The following is a 16,618-nucleotide window of genomic DNA, read 5'->3' on the forward strand; positions in this document are numbered from 1 at the left end:
TTTACTCTAGGAAGAGTGTTTAAGTGCGAGGAAACGACGATGAATATGCTGAATTTCGATAAAAAAGACATCCAACAACAAGAACGCCCATTTATCGCTGAAGCCGTATTTGCCGTCGAGGCGGTAAGTGCTGAGCAGCAGAGCGAGAAACAAGTTAAGGCGAAGCAACTACTAGACCGTATGTTCCCACTGGAGAACGGTTCTCACCAAGATGTATCAAGCTACGTGATCGACTATCGCCATGTTATGGCTTACTTCAAAGACGGTACCCACAGCGGTCTGAAAAGCCCAAAGCATTTTGTAGCGTACACAGGTGAGAAAGAAGACCCTAAATCGATTCTGTTTAAAGACGAATCAGGTAGCCACGCAGAAGTGATGTTTGGTTGTCACAAAGGCACAGGTTGTGTGGAGTTGATGGACATCGACGATATCCAATTGGAGACACGCACCACCTTTAGCCCAGAACTAACCGGCAATGCACCAACTGCGATGCGCCACTGGATCAGCCTAATCAAAGGCGATAAGAAAGGTAAACCAATGGCATGCAGTGAAGACAAAGAATACACCGCGAAGAACGGCGATGATTACTTCCTAAGCTACTGCTACAGCATTGATTAATGATTTAAGAAACAAATAACAAGCCAGCCCAAGAAAGACAAAACCCCAAGCAAGCGCTTGGGGTTTTGTTTATATTTTTAGCCTGTGTGAATTGCTTTCGCTAGTTTGCTTTACTTGCGTTACAGCGGCATCACACGGTTGCGACCCAGTTGTTTTGCTTCGTAGAGCTGTTTATCCGCTTTGTTCACTAAGCTTTCTGGCGTATCACCCACTTCGAACTCCGCCACACCAAACGATGCGGTAATGCTTTGCACTTGAGTGCCAGAGCGTTTGTCACGGACACGAAGTTTCTCAATCATTCGACGCAAAGTGTCTGCGTATTGGCGCGCAATACGTAGCGACTTATTCGGGATAATCACGGCGAACTCTTCACCACCAAAACGATAGGCGCTGATACCATCACGGCAGCTTTGTTGCAGACGGCGCGCAATGGCTTTAATCACCGTATCGCCAAACAAATGGCCGTAGTTATCGTTAAACGCTTTGAAGTGATCAATATCCAACATCACCAAGGTCATTGCTTGGTTACTGTCGATCAGCATTTTCAGGTCGTTATCGAAAGCACGGCGGTTGTATAGGTTTGACAGACCATCAAACAGCGCGTCTTTTTGTACTTCCGCAAGCTGGTTTTTAAGACGGGAAATTTCTTCACTGGCCGTGGTGAGTTGGCTATTTAGGAATTTGGTGGAGTGGCGGATCTCGCGGGATTCAACAACAAGCTGACGCACAACATTCATCACTTCTTCGATGCTCAGGCTGTTGTCTTCAACTTTTTCTAGTTTGTTGAAGCTCTTGTCTACCATGTCTGAGAAGGATGAAGTATCCGTAATGGTGTCACTCATTGAGCTAGAGACTTCACCCAACAGCACTTCGACGTTCGTTTTGAGCTCTTCTAAGCTGGTTTCAGCTTTGCTCGCCACGTAGTTGTTGTAGAGCTGCTTATGCATAGCGGGGGGACAGACGTCATAATTCTCCAGAACCATATCTAACTCTTGGTTTAGTTCTGGGATCGTCTTGTCTACGTAGGTGTACCACAGCGCGTAGTTGGCAGGTGTCGCCGCTACGTGGTTCTTTATCATTAGTGGCACCGCTTTTTTTAGATTGGCGGTTGATTTCTTAAATTCGTCGGTCATTTCTGCGGTGTTACAAGCAAAATGGAATTAGGCTAAGGGTAACGGATATAAAACAATATCGCTTTAATTTTTGTCATTTTTGCTTGGTTTTCTTAAAAAAAATGAGCAAATAATCAAACAGTTTCATGAATGTAAGGTTTGATTATTAAATTTGATAAAATTATCCGTAACATTCTGTTTACTAAAGAGGTTTGTTTGATGGAGTTTTGAGCAATGTCGATGGCGCGCTGACCGTGACCAACGAAGATGCGTAAAAACTGGCATGTGCGCAATAGAAAAGAGCCAAAAGGAGCTTCTTTTGAACAAAACAATCGGACTGTACTGGTTTACCAACGATTTAAGATTGCACGACAATCCGCTCCTACGAAGAGCTTCTGCAGAAGTTGATATGCTTATCTGCATATACTGCTATCCAAAAGTGTCCTCCTATCTAAAGCAATACGCACAAGAGCCGGAGTTCGGGTTTGCCAAACAGCAGTTTTTGGATGAGTCGCTGCATTGCCTGAATTTGTCTTTGAATGCACTTAATCAGCGTTTGCAGGTTGTTGACTTACATCTATACCAAGCGATCAAGCACGCTGCTGACAAACTTGGCGTGACGCACCTTTATGTGGATGCTGTTGCTGGATCAGACGAGCAAGATGTGGTCGATAAGATTCAAGCAGAAGCGCCCCATTTAGTGGTTATTCAGAGAGAAGTACGTAGCTTGTTTTCTGTTGAAGATTTACCTTTTGAGCTTGAAGCGCTTCCTGATACCTTCACCAAGTTCCGAAAAAAGGTTGAGAAACTTGCTCTAACTGAACCTGTAGAAGCTGTAACAACGTTGCCTCCACTGCCAGATGGACTCGCACTGCCGACGTTGAGTTTGACCCGTGATGTCCAGCCAAGCCTGTTTACTGGTGGTGAGCGAGCAGGGCTTGAACATTGTCGTCAGTATTTTGCTTCAAAACTAGCAAGTGAATACAAACAAACGCGCAACGGTTTAGATGGTATGGATTACTCCACCAAGTTCTCTCCTTGGTTAGCTCATGGGTGTCTTTCTCCGAAAACCATTTATGCCATGTTGAAACGTTATGAAGCCGCGAATGGCGCAAATGATTCAACCTATTGGATTTACTTCGAACTGCTTTGGCGTGAATACTTTTATTGGTATGCCCGTCGATACAAACGGCAGCTGTTCCGATTCGGTGGCATCCAAAATCAAGCACCACTCACCAGCTTTTATGCGCACCGTTTTCAACAATGGAAGAAAGGTGAAACGCCATTTCCTATCGTGAACGCGTGTATGCACCAGCTTAATGAAACCGGTTATATGTCGAATCGTGGCAGACAGTTAGTCGCCAGTTGTTTAGTGCATGAGCTTGGCCTCGATTGGCGTTATGGCGCGGCGTACTTTGAGTCACAACTGGTTGATTACGATGTGGCATCGAACTGGGGAAACTGGCAATACTTAGCAGGCGTTGGTGCTGATCCGCGTGGTTCACGACAATTCAACCTCGAAAAGCAAACCGAAATGTACGATCCGCACATGGAGTTCATCGATAGGTGGCAAGGTCGTTGTGCTGGCGCGCATTTGGATAGTGTAGACATGGTCGATTGGCCGATTGTGATGGGCAGCAGTGATAAAGCTTCGTCATCGGAGAAACCGTAATGCAATTTGAAACCGTACGATTGATCTTGGGCGATCAACTCAACAGTGAGCACTCTTGGTTTCAGCAACCGGATAAGCAAGTGCTTTACCTGATTGCGGAGCTCAAACAAGAGAATACTTACGTCACGCACCATATTCAGAAAGTGTGTGCGTTCTTTTCTGCAATGGAACAGTTTGCGAAAGAGCGTCAGAGCGAAGGTCATCAAGTTCTGCACCTCACACTGGATGACACACAATCCTTCGACGATCTTGAGCAAGTCTTGCAACACTACGTAAGCGAAGTTGGTGCAAGTAAGTTTGAATATCAACGCCCCGATGAATACCGTTTACTAGAACAGTTAGCCAAACTAAAGCTTGATGGGGTCGTGGCACGTTGTGTCGATTCGGAACACTTTTTGTTGCCGTTTGAAGAAATAGAATCGCAGTTTCCTCAAGGCAAACACATCATGATGGAGCACTTTTATCGCCGCATGCGCAAGCGCTTCGACATCTTGATGCAAGACGGAAAACCCGTCGGTGGAAAATGGAATTACGACGCCAACAACCGTAACAAGCTCAAAGCCAAAGACATTGAACAACTGCCACAACCTTTGATGTTCAGTACCGATGTGCGCGATATTACTGAGCGGTTGGCACGACATGACATCAAAACCATCGGAAATCTTGAAGGGGAGTTGTTGTGGCCGATTAATCGCGCGCAAAGCCTCTCTTTACTCGCGCATTTCTGCCAAGTCTGTCTGCCGTTATTCGGACGTTTTCAAGATGCTATGACAGGTCAGCACTATGCTAAGTGGAGCCTGTATCACAGCCGAATTTCATTCTCGCTCAACAGCAAATTGCTGCACCCGAGAGAAGTCATTGATGCTTCACTCAAGGCATTTCACTCCAACGCGGACATCGACATCTCTCAAGTCGAAGGGTTTATTCGCCAAATCTTAGGATGGCGAGAGTACATCCGAGGCGTCTACTGGGCGAATATGCCTCATTACCCGAAAAAGAATGAGTTGGGCGCAGACAGAAAGCTGCCAGATTTCTTCTGGAATGGTGAAACTAAAATGGCCTGTATGCGTAATGCAATTGGTCAGTCCCTCGATTACGCCTATGCACACCACATTCAACGTTTGATGGTCACAGGTAACTTTTGTTTGCTAACCGAGATCGACCCAGATCAAGTGGATGAGTGGTATCTCGGTATCTATGTGGATGCAATTGAGTGGGTAGAAATGCCAAACACTCGTGGCATGGCATTGTTTGCGGATGGCGGCATTGTTGGCACCAAACCTTACGCGGCGAGTGGCTCTTACATCAACAAAATGAGCGATTACTGCAAGGGTTGCCATTACGACAATAAATCGCGCAGTGGAGAAGGGGCGTGTCCTTTTAACAGCTTGTATTGGCGCTTTATGAACAAGCACGACAAGCGTCTCGCAACCAACCCACGAATCGGGATGATTTTCCGCTCTTGGGACAACATGGAAGAACAGCAGCGCCAAGCGATACTTGATACCGCAGAGCACTACATAGAAAACGTGGAGAACTTGTGATGGAAATACTCATCGTCGGTGGCAATGGTGGAATTGGTTTGGCGATGGTTCAAGAAGCCGCAGCTCGGTTCCCTCAAGCGCACGTGCATGCCACTTATCGTAAGCAGCAACCAGATTGGCAACATCCAAATGTCGTTTGGCATCAAGTGGATGTATCGCAAGACGAGCAGGTAAAAGCGTTCAGTGAGCAGATTGAACACGTCGATTGGTTAGTGAACTGCGTTGGTATGTTGCACACCCAAGAGAAAGGCCCTGAGAAGAATCTTAATTCGCTCGACGCTGACTTTTTTCAGCAAACCATCACGGTTAATACTTTGCCAAGTTTATTGTTGGCGAAATACTTCACGCCCAAACTAAAACGCAGTACTGCACCTAAGTTTGCGACCATTTCGGCCAAAGTTGGCAGCATTAGCGATAATCAGTTAGGTGGTTGGTACAGCTATCGAGCATCGAAAGCCGCATTAAACATGTTCCTTAAAACCATGTCGATCGAATGGCAAAGAATGGTCAAACATGGCACGGTGCTTTCACTTCACCCTGGCACCACAGATACCGCTTTGTCGGCACCTTTTCAAACCAATGTCCCAGAGGGAAAGCTGTTTACACCAGAGCGAGTCGCCAAGGACTTATTAGGCTTGATAGAAAAAGCGACCCCGCAAGATAGCGGGGCATTTTGGGCTTATGATGGGACGTTATTGCCTTGGTAAGAGAACGCGTACAAACGTTAATACAAAGGAAATAACGATCTCCAGAGAGGTTCGGAGTGACCTACGTTTTCGTTGATTTATTTCTTCGGCAACGCTCAGAACAATAAACGATTTCCTCCCAATTTCGCGCCCACTTCTTTCTCCAAGAAAATGGGCGCTGACAGACCGGACAGACTTTCATGGGAAGGTTGGATTTAAAACCTTTCATCGCGCTGAATGTTCACTCCTAATTTGGTTTAAACAGTGGTTTAGCTACTTATCAAATAGGTACAGGTAATCGCCGTAGCCTAAACTCGCCATCTTGTTCACTGGTACAAACTCCATTGCGGCTGAGTTCATGCAGTAGCGTAATCCCGTTGGCTTAGGACCATCTTTAAATACATGGCCAATATGCGAATCACCAAACTTACTGCGGATCTCTGTGCGCGGATAAACCAGTTTAAAGTCGGTTTTCTCTACGATGTAGCCTGGGTTAATTGGTCTCGTAAAGCTTGGCCAACCTGTACCCGATTTGTACTTATCTGTTGATGAGAACAAAGGCTCACCAGTGACGATATCAACGTAAATGCCCGCTTCTTTGTTATCCCAATACTTGTTGTTAAAAGGACGCTCCGTACCTTCTTCTTGTGTCACGTAGTATTGAAGCTCAGTCAATTTAGCTTTGATTTCTTTGTCTGAAGGCTTTTCGTATACCTTCACTTTCGTCACCAACTCTTTTTCGTTGATAAGTTCACGCAGTGTTTTTGGGTTCTCTTTACGGTCTTCACCAAACACTTCGTCGAGATACTTATCGCGACCTGATGCGTAGCGGTAGTATTTGTACTTCAGGCTACTCTTCTTGTAGTAATCCTGATGGTACGACTCCGCAGGGTAAAACTTTTCAAACTCGATCAGTTCTGTTTTCAACGGTTTTGGATAGATCATCGCCTTGTCGATTTCCATCATAAACTGCTCAGCAATCTGCTTTTGCTCCGCATTATGATAGAAGATCGCCGGGCGGTATTGGGGACCACGGTCGACGAATGAGCCTTTGTCGTCAGTCGGGTCGATATGGCGGAAGAAGTAGTCCAGCACTTGTTCGTAGTTTACGACAGCAGGATCGTACTTCACCTCAATCACTTCAATATGGCCAGATTTGCCAGAAGAGACTTGTCGATAAGTCGGGTTTTCTAAATCACCGCCTGAGTAACCAGAGACAACATCTAACACGCCAGGCAATTGTTCTAAATCGGATTCGGTACACCAGAAGCAGCCACCTGCAAGTGTTGCGATGTCGGTTTTACCAGATGCGTTCATCTTATCCATGGTATCGGCGGTACCTGTTTTACTTAGCAAGATGAACAGTACAGGGAGTGTGAATGAGAATCCCACCAATAGCTTAGATACTTTCTTCATAACTTCCTCAAACGTCATTTTTCTCAATGAATGTTACGTAAGAAGACAGAAGTAAGAGCGAAAAAATTGCAGTGATTACGAAAAATTCTTTGCCCTTTCTCACAACAGGGCTACAGTAACGGCACGAAACAAGCGCTCATTGGTAGAAGGTTTCCGATGAGGCAAAAGCAATAATGAGGGAAACCATGCAAGCAGAAGTAAAATGGGTCGAAGACTTTAAATTCCTCGGTCAGTCTCAATCTGGTCACTCAGTCGTGATGGATGGCAATGGCGGTGCAACGGCACCAAGCCCAATGGAAATGGTGTTGATGGCTGCTGGTGGTTGTAGCTCTGTGGACGTTGTTGATGGTCTAAAATCAGCGGGCCAGAAAGTGGCTTCTGTCAACGCGAAACTCACCACTGAACGTCGTGAAACCGCGCCACGTATCTTTACTCAGGTGAACATTCACTTTGAAGTCTCTGGTGAAGCACTAGACCCAGAAATCGTAGCTAAAGTGGCGGCGGACTCATTAGAAAAATACTGCTCAGTATGTCTAATGTTGGGCGAAGGCGTTGAGATGACTCACAGCTGGGAAATCGTATAACTCCGACGTGACACATCGACAAAATAGGAAAGAGAAAAGCACGTGCTTTTCTCTTTTTTTATTCCTCTTTTACGCTAATCTATCTTGGTCAAAAGTTGTAGGAATGATCCAGTGACCGAATTAGAAAAAATGATGTCTGGCCAAGTGTTTAACGGTACAGACGAAGAGATCGAAGCGATCCGCACTCACGCAACTCATGCGTTGAAGGCCTTCAATAACAATACCGACGAATCTCAACGTGATGCTTTGCAAAAGGATCTGTTTGGTAAAGTTGGGATGAGTATGGTCCGAGCACCGTTCCATTGTGAGTTTGGTAAGACGATTGAAATCGGTGAAGAGACCTTCATCAATATGAATGTCGTCATGCTTGACGGAGCCAAAATCACCATTGGTAGCCACGTACTTATCGGCCCTAGTGTGCAACTTTACACAGCATCACATTCGTTGGATTACCGTAGCCGACTTAAGTGGGAAACGTTTTGTAAACCAATCACTATTGAAGATAGTGTTTGGATTGGTGGCAACTCGGTGATCAACCAAGGGGTAACCATTGGTGCTCGCTCAGTCATTGCTGCTAACTCAGTGGTAAACAGCGATGTTCCACCAGATTGTCTATATGGAGGTACGCCTGCCAAATTGATTCGTCGCTTAAACGAGGATGAGTAATCACACATACTCACGGCGCTTATTCTCATAATCAATAAGCGCTTGTTTACATATTGGTTTCATTAATTTATAAATTTCATGTGCTTATGTTTGTTGCCTGCGAAATTTGTAAGAAGAATGTATGAAGCTGAAAGTTGTAAGTATTTGCTTAATTGTGGTGGCGGTGTTCGCGAGTGCTCGCATCTCTTTTGATGCCCAAAAGCTCGTGCTTCCGCAATGTCCCCAAGAAGAAAAAGTCGAGACTTGGGTTCAATTCGTATTTGACTACTCCATTCTCAGCGATTTCGATATAGAAGCATTGGAAGCACGAATCGAGGAAGACCTAGCCTTTTCAAATCTTATCCTCTCAAACTCATGTATCCCCATGGTTCGTAAGAGTGCTGGTTATGAATTCTTCGATGCTCGCAACGCGAAGCCAGCGGACATGTTGTCCTCACATTATGAACTTAATCTGCAACACCGCAATTTGTTGGAACGCGCGTACCAAGAGCCAAACTTCTATGTTGTGCTAGTCCTAAGTGAAGACAACAGTTACTTTGATTTTGAGTACAAAATCGCCGAAACGTGGGTCGATCTGTTTCCTAACTTTGTGGTTTCTGATGTACGAGCTGCTCCATTCGCCTTGGAGCATGAGCTAGGGCATTTAGCGTGGGCACAACATGATTTAAAAACACTGTCATCTCAGCTTCAGAGTAGAACACTCAACTCCATGACGACGGAGGATAACCAATCACAGCTTAAGCGTTATGCTCATGCTGCTTTGTGTGGTGATTCTGGAACCATCATGAGCTACTCAGAGAACCTCCTACCTGTGTATTCCAGCCCAAATATTACCTATCAAGGTCAAGCCTGTGGGGACGTTGAAACCGCCGACAATGCTCGACTGTTAACTGAGTATGCGCGAGCGCTGAGGGGAAAGGTCAGTGCGAGGCTTTAGCGAGACAATTTTTAGAAAACAGAATCGATTTCAAGGAGCTTATTATGTCTAAAAAGACGGAAGTTGTTATGTGTCCTTCGTGTGGTGTGGAAACGCATCATGTTGTGGTGTTGGTTAGAAAGAAAAGTGCTTTTGAGGGAGATAAGAATCGCAGTAAGAAGGAGTTCATTTCTGGTTTTCTAAAAAGCACAGTCTTTGGTGCTTTCCTTGCATCTATGGATGAGTTCTCTCGTCATCTAATCTGCGAAAACTGCGGAAACAAGATCATTCAAGATTGATCGTTATAGTCCTCCTACCAATCAAACAAAAATGAGCTCCAATTTGAGCTCATTTTTTATCGATGCCTGTTACTTAAGAATGGAAGATCACTTGCTCGTCTTCCGTCATTACCAGCGTCGCTTTGTTTTGCTCGATAAGCTGCGCGGCATAAGAAGGCGTCACAGCTTGCATCTCGCCTTTTGCTTTTAGCGTCAGTGATTCCCACGCTTGGTCACGATATTTACCCGCTTGGGTGTATTGAATCAGTACTTTCATAGCTTCACACTCCGGTGTGGTTGACGTGCTACTTAAGTTAGCGCTCCTATGATGGTTGCGCACCTGTTAAAAATGAAACATTAGATTAACCAAATAAGACGATATGCCATTTTGAATAAATCGCAGTATTGACAGGTTAAGTTAATGGTATTAACTTAACGATATTAACTTAATGGTGTTAACTATTTATTTTGAGACAATGATGAACGAAAAAAGCAGCAAAGGGCGTCCTGCACAAATTTCTAGAAAAGAAGTGGTTGAGTGTGCCTTAAACCTAGGGCTAGAAAATGTAAGCATGCATGCACTTGGCAAACAATTGGGGGTCAGCGCGACGGCACTGTACCGACATGTTGGCTCTAAAGAAGCCTTGGTCGATTTATGTTGTGACTATGTACTAGAGAAAGTCGCCTTGCCGCAAGAGAAAGACTGGGAAGCATACCTTTACGCGTTTGCAAAAAACTTCAGACAAGCACTTATGTCTATTCCAGGTTCGGTCGCGTTTATTCGCCATAGTCAAAGCTTTACGCCCGCTTCAAGCATCATCGTCAACGATGTCTTAGGTATCTTCAGAGAGGCCAAATTTGAAGCAGAAGTTGGTTTTATGGCGTTTGCGAGTGTGTATACGCGAGTGACGGACATTGTTGAGCATCAAGAACAAGCTGCACGTAATGAACCGCAATCTTTTCCTGAATTGGACGCCGAGCAACTGCCTCATTTTGCGTGGTTAATGAGTCAAGCTAAGCCCGTGGACTATGACAAGTACTTCGATGATGGTATTCGAATCACGATCGAAGGTCTCAAAGCCGTTTACAAATAGAACGCATTACTCGAGAGGTGAATATGTCGTCATACATTGATAACGCGATCGGTGGTTGGATTCGCAATGCTGAAAAAACAGGTGAGCTGAAAGACAACCCTTACAGAGGCAAAAAGCTCGACCTTGAAGACTACTTTAAAACACCCGCTGAGCACCGAATGGGTATGAAGATTCTTAAAGACGCAAACTGCCTGCCGCCAGCGGTGCAAATGATGCAGCTTATCGAGAAGAAGCAGAAAGAATTCGAAAGCTCAGAAGATCCTGAAACGAAAGAAGTGCTGAGAAAGGAAATTATGGCGCTTAAGTTGAAGAAAGATCTTCTGATTGAGGCTAATAACTGATCTCAGCAAAACATGTGTATTCGTCAGTGGGTATTCAAATCGATCAATAGCGATCCCAATACGGTGTATCAGTGCCGAGCTTTTCGCTGATGAAGTCGATGAACACACGTACTTTCAATGGCATGTGTTTGCGCTCTGGAAACACCGCATAGATGGCATGCTCAGGGAGAGAGAACTCTTCCATCAGCGGTTTTAAGTTACCGGCTGCAAAGTCTTTCGCGGCGATGAAAGTCGGTAATTGCGCGATGCCAGACCCTCTTAAGAGCAATTGGCGAATTGCTTCGCTGTTGTTGACCACAAAGTTGCCCTTCGGCAGTACCTTGTATTCGTTGCCGCTGTTGATGAACATCCACTCGACGCCGCCTCGGAAATACGAATAACGCAAACAGTTGTGTGTCACCAAATCGCTTGGTTTGGTTGGTACGCCAAACTCTTCTAGGTATTCTGGAGAGGCACACAGCACGCTTTTACACGGAGCAAGGCGCTTAGCGACAAGGTTAGAAGTCGCAAGTTCGCCAATGCGAATCCCCAAGTCAAAGCCTTGTTCGACCAAATCCACCATGGCGTCTTCTAGCTGCAAATCGACCTCAATTTTCGGATAACGTGCAAGAAATTCGCTGATAAGTGGCGCAACGTGCAAAACACCGAAAGACATGGGTGCAGTGATTTTAAGCCTGCCTTGCGGTGAGCCTTGCAATTCAGAAACGGCATCGACACCTTGTTGAGCAAGATTCACTGCTTGTGAAGCGTACTCGAAGTATCGGCGTCCAGCTTCGGTTAGGCTGAGTTTTCTCGTAGTGCGATTAAGCAAGCGAATGCCAAGGTCATCTTCGAGTTGATTAATGCGTTTGCTTATCGCCGATTTAGTCAGGTTTAACTGCTTGGCGGCAAGGGAAAAGCTGCCACATTCTACGACAGCGACAAATACTGGCAGTGACGCAATGGCATTCACGGCGTGCTCCTAGGTTATTGGGGGTTATCTATTATTAATTTTATTGTTGAGAAAAACGATACAATCATTTTCCAATTATAGAGATTATCTTCAAGAAGAAAACAATTAGACTATGCGGCAGAAAACGACCTGGATATTGGAAAGAAGAAAATGAAATACGATTGGATCTTGTTTGACGCTGACGAAACCTTGTTTCACTTTGATGCCTTCAAAGGTTTGCAGCTGATGTTTTCTCGCAAAGGCGTAGATTTCACCGAGCAAGATTTTGCCCACTACCAAACGGTCAACAAGCCACTTTGGGTAGATTACCAAGATGGTAAAGTGACGGCAGATGAGCTCAAGCACAAACGCTTTACTGAGTGGGCCGAAAAGCTCAATACCACAACGGCGGATCTCAACACTGCATTCTTAGAAGCGATGGCAGATATCTGTACTTTGTTGCCGGGTGCGAAAGAGTTGATGGAAGCGCTGCAAGGTAAAGCCAAAATGGGCATCATCACCAATGGTTTTACTGAACTGCAAGCGATTCGCCTAGAACGTACAGGTATGAGCGATTACTTCGAGCACGTGGTGATTTCTGAGCAAGTTGGTATTGCTAAGCCGGATCTGGGTATTTTTGAATACGCGATGACGCAAATGGGCAACCCATGTAAGACGCGCGTGTTGATGGTGGGCGACAATCTGCACTCTGATATCTTGGGCGGTAACAACTTTGGCATTGAAACGTGTTGGTTGAACACCACAGGTGCGAGTGTGGATGAGCGTATTGCACCAAGCTACACGGTGGAATCGTTGAACGAGCTTAAGAACATCCTTGTGGCTTAAGCGAACGAATAATCAAAAAAAAGCGCTGATTTCTCAGCGCTTTTTTGTTTCTATCGATGCTGTTTTGTATTCATCGAACTTGCTTATTAGCTAGCGTTGTTTTCCGCCAATTCACGTTGTGCTTGTTGTTCTTTCTCGCCAAGTTTGAAGTAAATCTTACCGACGATGACTTCTGAAATCAGGATAGTAAACACCACCGCAAAGAAGGCGACGACACCGTTCCAAGGACCACTAAAGTCAACCTTGTCACCGAACAGAATGTTAATAGCTTCTAGCATCACGAACTTCGAACCGACCAAGATAACGTAAGTCGAGATACCACGGTAAATCTTAGGTGCCGTACCCGGTTTCGATTTAAAGTACTCTGCGATTTTGTGTTCCGCTTTGATAGACAGCTTCAAGAGCAACTGAAGCAATAATGCCGCGGCGAAAGAAATCGTAAATGAATCAATGGTTACGAAATCCCAATATTCGTCATAGAAGTTCAGTACCGTAAGGTCTACCAATACCGCCAAGGTATAACCAACAAACAGACGTTGTGGAGTGTTGAAACCGTAGACTTTATCCGATGCGCTCATAAGAACCCTCAATCAATAATGAACAAGTTTGCAAAGCCATGCCTTGCGTCGATGGGTTAACTATATGAGTTCCTCGAATTGAAAACTTGCCATTTCGCGCCATCCTAATCATTGCGATGAATGATTGTTTTGATTGGATATATTGAATACCAATAAGCGCGTTGAATTTGAAAACCGTCTACAAACTGACACGCAAACAGCGTTAGAATGGCTTCTAATCCAATAACTAATTTCGAAGAATCAAGCAGTAAGGACTCTCATGGCAGACATCAAGCAGCTCGACAGCAAAGTGGTGTATCAAAACAAATGGATGACGGTACGTGAAGATAAAATCCAACGTCCTAGTGGAGCAGAGGGCATCTACGGTGTGGTCGACAAGCCAGACTGTGCAGCGATTCTGGCTATCGATAACGGCGTGATTCACTTAGTACAGCAGTTTCGTTACACCGTAGGTCAACGTTGCTGGGAAATCCCGCAAGGGGCGTGGGAATCAAATCCAGATGCGGATCATCTTGAGCTAGCAAAAGGTGAGCTTCGAGAAGAGACAGGCATGCAGGCCAATAAGATGGAGTACGTTGGTGCGCAGTTCATCGCTTATGGGTTCTTAAACCAAACTTGCCATGTGTATTTCGCGAGTGAGTTAGCCGAAGTGGGCAATCAGCTAGACAGTGAAGAAGAAGACTTGATCACGCGCTCGTTCTCAGTTGAAGCGTTCGAGCAAATGATGATAGACGGCGAAATCAAAGACTGCGTCACCATTGCGGCTTATGGTTTAGCGAAATTGAAAGGCTTGGTATAAGCAAAACGAAGCTTTTAAGTTGCCCAAGGTGATAAGCTAAAAGGCTCGTGATGAGCCTTTTTGTGGTTAATATTGAGATGACTTAGCGTCGCTTTTTATTGCCTCAGGTGCTTATCGTCACAGATGTTGGCGTGATGCTATTCGCCGCCACCATCCCCACCGCCATCTCCTCCATCAGCATCGAAATCATCCGAATCAGTAGCGGGCTGTTGTTTGTGGCTGTCTTGAATCTCCGCGTAAGTCAGTAAAGCGCTGACGCTCACAAGATCTGTCGCTTGGTCAAACAAAGCAAGTGAGACTTCTGATTGGAAGTCAGCATGTTCACCTAGCTCTTGGCTTAGGCCCATCGGCACGTAAGCAGCTTGGCTAATCAACATGCCGTATGCGATCAGGGTAAAGGCATCATCTGTCTTGCCATTTTCTTTCAGTGCCCAATCGATCTCTTCCTTCGAGTAATCTGCTTTCTCACCATACTTGAGTGCTAGTTTTGGCGTGATGTCCTTTGCGACCTCGCGAATTTGGCGGTTTCGTTTCCAATTTCCAAACATAAAACTTCCTTTTCTATGGGTGGTGAACGTTATGGTTATCGCTTCTCTAGCACTTCAATCAGCTCATATCGATACAAGCTCGCATCGGCTGGTGCATTCTCTGGTGTAAATCGCTGAGTGCGTTTGATTTTTAAGGTGTACTCGGAACCTGATTCAAATTCAAAACCGTCGATTTGGTCATAGAAGTAGCTACCATCGACCACCATGCATTTCATTGGCCCGACGCCCACACAGTCCACCAGTTCTGAACCTACATTAACGGTCATGACTTTTGCGGTGTCATCGGATTCGTGTTGAGCACAGCCAAATAGCGCTGCTGCCATCATAGGCAACACAACATAGCGTTTTAGATTCATTCTTTGCTCCTTAAAGGGTTACCAAATCATCATAGCAAGATTGACGAAAAGTGATGGTAAACCCGCGATAAAAAAGATAAACCCACCCTAACAATTTTTGCTTGTGTCTGTCTCTAAACGCTGTTTGTAGAACCCGACACTGTGCATTCTCGTTGTAGAGACGATTACTCATCGGGAAAAGGGATTGTGAGGATGAGCTTGAACTTTGCGATGGTGGCTTTATAGTATTCCATTCACAAACCTTTTGGCGGAGCAGTAACGTGAAATTATTGGCAGATAAAACGGGCGAGCAATTCTTGCAGATTCTAGATGAGCAAGGTGACGCGCTAACGGTGCAATTCATCTCCAATGAAGGTGAGCCAAAAGGACAGCCATTCAAAGATTCTCTCAAAGGGCTGAAGTTGGCAGGATGGTCTCATCGAACAACGTCGACTGCGATTGGTATCTCTCGATTCAAAAAGGGTTATCTAGAGGATGCGCATGTGAGCTTTGCGCTGCATCGTTTGTATCCATTGGGACGCAAAGTCAAACTGCCAAGCGGCGAGATTGTGCAAATCGCCAGCTACGCCAATACCCACGCAGATGGCTATTACATGTTTGTTCGCCACGATGATGAGCAAGAGTTGGTGCGCATGAAGATGTCACCAGATTGGCTGTTAATGCCATCAGAGAAGTTACTTGCTCTGCCGTATTATCCGCGCCCTCGCACTCAACAAGAGCTTAACGTGATCGACGATTTCGACAAATGGGCTGGTGGCTTTTAATCGCCAGTCTGCCGATAATCAAACCCAAATCGCGCTAAGTAGTGCCAGACTTTCTTCAAATCTTGCTCGTCAAACGTTTTTGCTTTTACCGCTTCACCAATAATACGTGGTGTTAGCATGCCTTTTTCTGCAACTTGATCGGCGATGTCTAAAATGGCTTGTCCTCGGTAGTCTGGATAAAGATTGATGTCTTCTGTTGAGACACAAAAACCACTGTGCCAACGAATTTCAACTGGCAATTCACGAGCGTAATCTTCTACCTCTGTGTCTTTAAATGAAGGGTCGAGCACCAAGGCTTGAATATCTTCCTCCAAGCGCAAATCGCCGTGGATTTGAGTTTCGATATAGGCGTCCAACCTGTCAGGCGCTTGTGCGTTTAACTCATCCAACAAGGGTTGAACACGTTCAATGGTGGCGAAGTGCTCTGGCTCGAAGAAGCTATCTGGATAGCAGAATGTCGCTCGCTTGCTGATCTCTGGTTTCAATAAGAAGTAGCTCGAACCAAATCGGGGTGAAGCGCCAACGTTTGAACCTGAGAAGTTTAACGCGCCATACTTTGGGCGTTGATTTGGTTGGCTATTGTCGTAAACCCCATCAAACACACGTTGCTCCCAACGCCAACGCTCTCCACCTTCGTAAGCCGTCAGTCCGCCATTGCTTGTACCGGTTTCAAATTGGGATTTGAGCGTGCCATCTTGGGCTATTGCCATAAGCAAAGGCTCGCCCTTAGAAGTGGTTCGATCGGGATGAAAGTTGATGGTCACTGCGAAAGGATGTGATTGCGGCGCTCCTGCGGATTTCGAGCGAATCACATCAAGAGCACGTTGAGTTAATGGATGATCGAGCACGACATTGACCTCTGATTTTTC

General features: G+C 45.5%; 22 protein-coding genes. 13 read left to right on the plus strand and 9 right to left on the minus strand.

The features are described from left to right. Positions 1-39: 39 nt before the first annotated feature. On the plus strand, positions 40-618 hold the full coding sequence (locus KIT90_RS02555; protein WP_005438204.1) for a malate synthase: 579 nt from the start codon (positions 40-42) through the stop codon (positions 616-618). A 119-nt stretch (positions 619-737) separates the two neighbouring features. Here KIT90_RS02555 and KIT90_RS02560 read toward each other — a convergent pair whose 3' ends face one another. Beyond that, on the minus strand, positions 738-1,751 hold the full coding sequence (locus KIT90_RS02560) for a GGDEF domain-containing protein (RefSeq protein WP_039842786.1): 1,014 nt from the start codon (positions 1,749-1,751) through the stop codon (positions 738-740). Between the two features lie 298 nt (positions 1,752-2,049). Here KIT90_RS02560 and KIT90_RS02565 point away from each other — a divergent pair, with 298 nt between their 5' ends. Genes KIT90_RS02565 through KIT90_RS02575 form a run of 3 tightly spaced genes read left to right on the plus strand, consistent with a single transcriptional unit; the run spans position 2,050 to position 5,653 of the window. Then, positions 2,050-3,402: a DASH family cryptochrome gene (locus tag KIT90_RS02565; RefSeq protein WP_285375031.1), complete on the plus strand. Its 1,353-nt coding sequence runs from the start codon at positions 2,050-2,052 to the stop codon at positions 3,400-3,402. Continuing rightward, positions 3,402-4,946 (plus strand): cryptochrome/photolyase family protein, encoded by a 1,545-nt coding sequence (locus KIT90_RS02570; protein ID WP_285375033.1) that lies wholly within the window; start codon positions 3,402-3,404, stop codon positions 4,944-4,946. Before KIT90_RS02565 ends, KIT90_RS02570 begins: the two co-directional genes overlap by 1 nt. Next, complete coding sequence (locus KIT90_RS02575) at positions 4,946-5,653, plus strand: SDR family oxidoreductase (RefSeq protein ID WP_005384152.1); 708 nt, start codon at positions 4,946-4,948, stop codon at positions 5,651-5,653. Before KIT90_RS02570 ends, KIT90_RS02575 begins: the two co-directional genes overlap by 1 nt. Before the next feature lie 61 nt (positions 5,654-5,714). Here the strand turns inward: KIT90_RS02575 and KIT90_RS02580 are convergent, their stop codons facing one another. Together KIT90_RS02580 and msrB are read right to left on the minus strand one after the other, a co-directional pair. Next, positions 5,715-5,861, minus strand: coding sequence for a DUF2256 domain-containing protein (locus KIT90_RS02580; RefSeq protein ID WP_005374142.1), 147 nt, complete (start codon positions 5,859-5,861; stop codon positions 5,715-5,717). A gap of 44 nt (positions 5,862-5,905) precedes the next feature. Beyond that, positions 5,906-7,048 carry a peptide-methionine (R)-S-oxide reductase MsrB gene (gene msrB, locus KIT90_RS02585; protein WP_009705088.1) on the minus strand — a complete coding sequence of 381 codons (1,143 nt, stop codon included), beginning with the start codon at positions 7,046-7,048 and terminating at the stop codon, positions 5,906-5,908. Between the two features lie 185 nt (positions 7,049-7,233). Between msrB and KIT90_RS02590 the strand changes: the two genes are divergently transcribed. The 4 genes from KIT90_RS02590 to KIT90_RS02605 all read left to right on the plus strand — a co-directional run bounded on the left by KIT90_RS02590 (position 7,234) and on the right by KIT90_RS02605 (position 9,513). Next, a complete protein-coding gene (locus KIT90_RS02590) occupies positions 7,234-7,632 on the plus strand; it encodes an OsmC family protein (protein ID WP_005438193.1) in 399 nt (132 codons plus the stop codon). Between the two features lie 111 nt (positions 7,633-7,743). Next, complete coding sequence (locus tag KIT90_RS02595) at positions 7,744-8,298, plus strand: sugar O-acetyltransferase (protein WP_009705087.1); 555 nt, start codon at positions 7,744-7,746, stop codon at positions 8,296-8,298. 121 nt (positions 8,299-8,419) lie between these two features. Next, positions 8,420-9,235 (plus strand): hypothetical protein, encoded by an 816-nt coding sequence (locus KIT90_RS02600; RefSeq protein WP_285375040.1) that lies wholly within the window; start codon positions 8,420-8,422, stop codon positions 9,233-9,235. 44 nt (positions 9,236-9,279) lie between these two features. After that, positions 9,280-9,513, plus strand: coding sequence for a hypothetical protein (locus KIT90_RS02605; RefSeq protein WP_009705085.1), 234 nt, complete (start codon positions 9,280-9,282; stop codon positions 9,511-9,513). A 73-nt stretch (positions 9,514-9,586) separates the two neighbouring features. Here KIT90_RS02605 and KIT90_RS02610 read toward each other — a convergent pair whose 3' ends face one another. Continuing rightward, complete coding sequence (locus KIT90_RS02610) at positions 9,587-9,769, minus strand: hypothetical protein (RefSeq protein WP_009705084.1); 183 nt, start codon at positions 9,767-9,769, stop codon at positions 9,587-9,589. A 199-nt stretch (positions 9,770-9,968) separates the two neighbouring features. On the opposite strand from KIT90_RS02610, the gene KIT90_RS02615 reads away from it, so the two are divergent. Together KIT90_RS02615 and KIT90_RS02620 are read left to right on the plus strand one after the other, a co-directional pair. Beyond that, complete coding sequence (locus KIT90_RS02615) at positions 9,969-10,586, plus strand: TetR/AcrR family transcriptional regulator (RefSeq protein WP_285375043.1); 618 nt, start codon at positions 9,969-9,971, stop codon at positions 10,584-10,586. Between the two features lie 23 nt (positions 10,587-10,609). Beyond that, positions 10,610-10,927: a DnaJ family domain-containing protein gene (locus tag KIT90_RS02620; protein ID WP_009696887.1), complete on the plus strand. Its 318-nt coding sequence runs from the start codon at positions 10,610-10,612 to the stop codon at positions 10,925-10,927. 43 nt (positions 10,928-10,970) lie between these two features. Here the strand turns inward: KIT90_RS02620 and KIT90_RS02625 are convergent, their stop codons facing one another. Then, positions 10,971-11,879, minus strand: a complete 909-nt coding sequence (locus KIT90_RS02625) for a LysR family transcriptional regulator (protein ID WP_005438170.1) — start codon at positions 11,877-11,879, stop codon at positions 10,971-10,973. A 150-nt stretch (positions 11,880-12,029) separates the two neighbouring features. On the opposite strand from KIT90_RS02625, the gene yjjG reads away from it, so the two are divergent. Beyond that, positions 12,030-12,704, plus strand: a complete 675-nt coding sequence (gene yjjG, locus KIT90_RS02630; protein ID WP_020196620.1) for a pyrimidine 5'-nucleotidase — start codon at positions 12,030-12,032, stop codon at positions 12,702-12,704. An 86-nt stretch (positions 12,705-12,790) separates the two neighbouring features. Here the strand turns inward: yjjG and KIT90_RS02635 are convergent, their stop codons facing one another. After that, positions 12,791-13,282 (minus strand): hypothetical protein, encoded by a 492-nt coding sequence (locus KIT90_RS02635; RefSeq protein ID WP_005442324.1) that lies wholly within the window; start codon positions 13,280-13,282, stop codon positions 12,791-12,793. Positions 13,283-13,541: 259 nt separating this feature from the next. Here KIT90_RS02635 and KIT90_RS02640 point away from each other — a divergent pair, with 259 nt between their 5' ends. Next, a complete protein-coding gene (locus tag KIT90_RS02640; protein WP_041054182.1) occupies positions 13,542-14,081 on the plus strand; it encodes an NUDIX hydrolase in 540 nt (179 codons plus the stop codon). Between the two features lie 137 nt (positions 14,082-14,218). On the opposite strand, the gene KIT90_RS02645 is transcribed toward KIT90_RS02640, so the two are convergent. Together KIT90_RS02645 and KIT90_RS02650 are read right to left on the minus strand one after the other, a co-directional pair. Continuing rightward, positions 14,219-14,629 (minus strand): DUF6559 family protein, encoded by a 411-nt coding sequence (locus KIT90_RS02645; RefSeq protein ID WP_285375049.1) that lies wholly within the window; start codon positions 14,627-14,629, stop codon positions 14,219-14,221. A 35-nt stretch (positions 14,630-14,664) separates the two neighbouring features. After that, positions 14,665-14,985, minus strand: coding sequence for a DUF4377 domain-containing protein (locus KIT90_RS02650; protein WP_285375051.1), 321 nt, complete (start codon positions 14,983-14,985; stop codon positions 14,665-14,667). Positions 14,986-15,245: 260 nt separating this feature from the next. Between KIT90_RS02650 and KIT90_RS02655 the strand changes: the two genes are divergently transcribed. Further along, entirely contained in the window at positions 15,246-15,749 is a 504-nt protein-coding gene (locus KIT90_RS02655; RefSeq protein ID WP_285375053.1) for a hypothetical protein, read from the plus strand. Here the strand turns inward: KIT90_RS02655 and KIT90_RS02660 are convergent. Continuing rightward, the gene (locus KIT90_RS02660; RefSeq protein ID WP_285375054.1) at positions 15,746-16,597 is read right to left on the minus strand and encodes a DUF3626 domain-containing protein; all 852 of its coding nucleotides are present in this window, start codon (positions 16,595-16,597) and stop codon (positions 15,746-15,748) included. The two genes, KIT90_RS02655 and KIT90_RS02660, sit on opposite strands and share 4 nt — an antisense overlap. Between the last annotated feature and the right edge of the window lie 21 nt (positions 16,598-16,618).

The sequence above is a fragment of the Vibrio sp. B172a genome, from assembly GCF_030248355.1.
GTDB classification, from domain to species: domain Bacteria; phylum Pseudomonadota; class Gammaproteobacteria; order Enterobacterales; family Vibrionaceae; genus Vibrio; species Vibrio owensii.

Excerpts from the sequence above, each read along its gene's own strand:
- KIT90_RS02645 (WP_285375049.1), bottom strand. The coding sequence starts at position 14,629 with ATGTTTGGAAATTGGAAACGAAACCGCCAAATTCGCGAGGTCGCAAAG.
- KIT90_RS02580 (WP_005374142.1), bottom strand. The coding sequence starts at position 5,861 with ATGAAAGGTTTTAAATCCAACCTTCCCATGAAAGTCTGTCCGGTCTGT.
- KIT90_RS02605 (WP_009705085.1), top strand. The coding sequence starts at position 9,280 with ATGTCTAAAAAGACGGAAGTTGTTATGTGTCCTTCGTGTGGTGTGGAA.
- KIT90_RS02620 (WP_009696887.1), top strand. The coding sequence starts at position 10,610 with ATGTCGTCATACATTGATAACGCGATCGGTGGTTGGATTCGCAATGCT.
- KIT90_RS02575 (WP_005384152.1), top strand. The coding sequence starts at position 4,946 with ATGGAAATACTCATCGTCGGTGGCAATGGTGGAATTGGTTTGGCGATG.
- yjjG (WP_020196620.1), top strand. The coding sequence starts at position 12,030 with ATGAAATACGATTGGATCTTGTTTGACGCTGACGAAACCTTGTTTCAC.
- KIT90_RS02615 (WP_285375043.1), top strand. The coding sequence starts at position 9,969 with ATGATGAACGAAAAAAGCAGCAAAGGGCGTCCTGCACAAATTTCTAGA.
- msrB (WP_009705088.1), bottom strand. The coding sequence starts at position 7,048 with ATGAAGAAAGTATCTAAGCTATTGGTGGGATTCTCATTCACACTCCCT.
- KIT90_RS02600 (WP_285375040.1), top strand. The coding sequence starts at position 8,420 with ATGAAGCTGAAAGTTGTAAGTATTTGCTTAATTGTGGTGGCGGTGTTC.
- KIT90_RS02555 (WP_005438204.1), top strand. The coding sequence starts at position 40 with ATGAATATGCTGAATTTCGATAAAAAAGACATCCAACAACAAGAACGC.
- KIT90_RS02610 (WP_009705084.1), bottom strand. The coding sequence starts at position 9,769 with ATGAAAGTACTGATTCAATACACCCAAGCGGGTAAATATCGTGACCAA.
- KIT90_RS02570 (WP_285375033.1), top strand. The coding sequence starts at position 3,402 with ATGCAATTTGAAACCGTACGATTGATCTTGGGCGATCAACTCAACAGT.
- KIT90_RS02650 (WP_285375051.1), bottom strand. The coding sequence starts at position 14,985 with ATGAATCTAAAACGCTATGTTGTGTTGCCTATGATGGCAGCAGCGCTA.
- KIT90_RS02640 (WP_041054182.1), top strand. The coding sequence starts at position 13,542 with ATGGCAGACATCAAGCAGCTCGACAGCAAAGTGGTGTATCAAAACAAA.
- KIT90_RS02590 (WP_005438193.1), top strand. The coding sequence starts at position 7,234 with ATGCAAGCAGAAGTAAAATGGGTCGAAGACTTTAAATTCCTCGGTCAG.
- KIT90_RS02635 (WP_005442324.1), bottom strand. The coding sequence starts at position 13,282 with ATGAGCGCATCGGATAAAGTCTACGGTTTCAACACTCCACAACGTCTG.
- KIT90_RS02560 (WP_039842786.1), bottom strand. The coding sequence starts at position 1,751 with ATGACCGACGAATTTAAGAAATCAACCGCCAATCTAAAAAAAGCGGTG.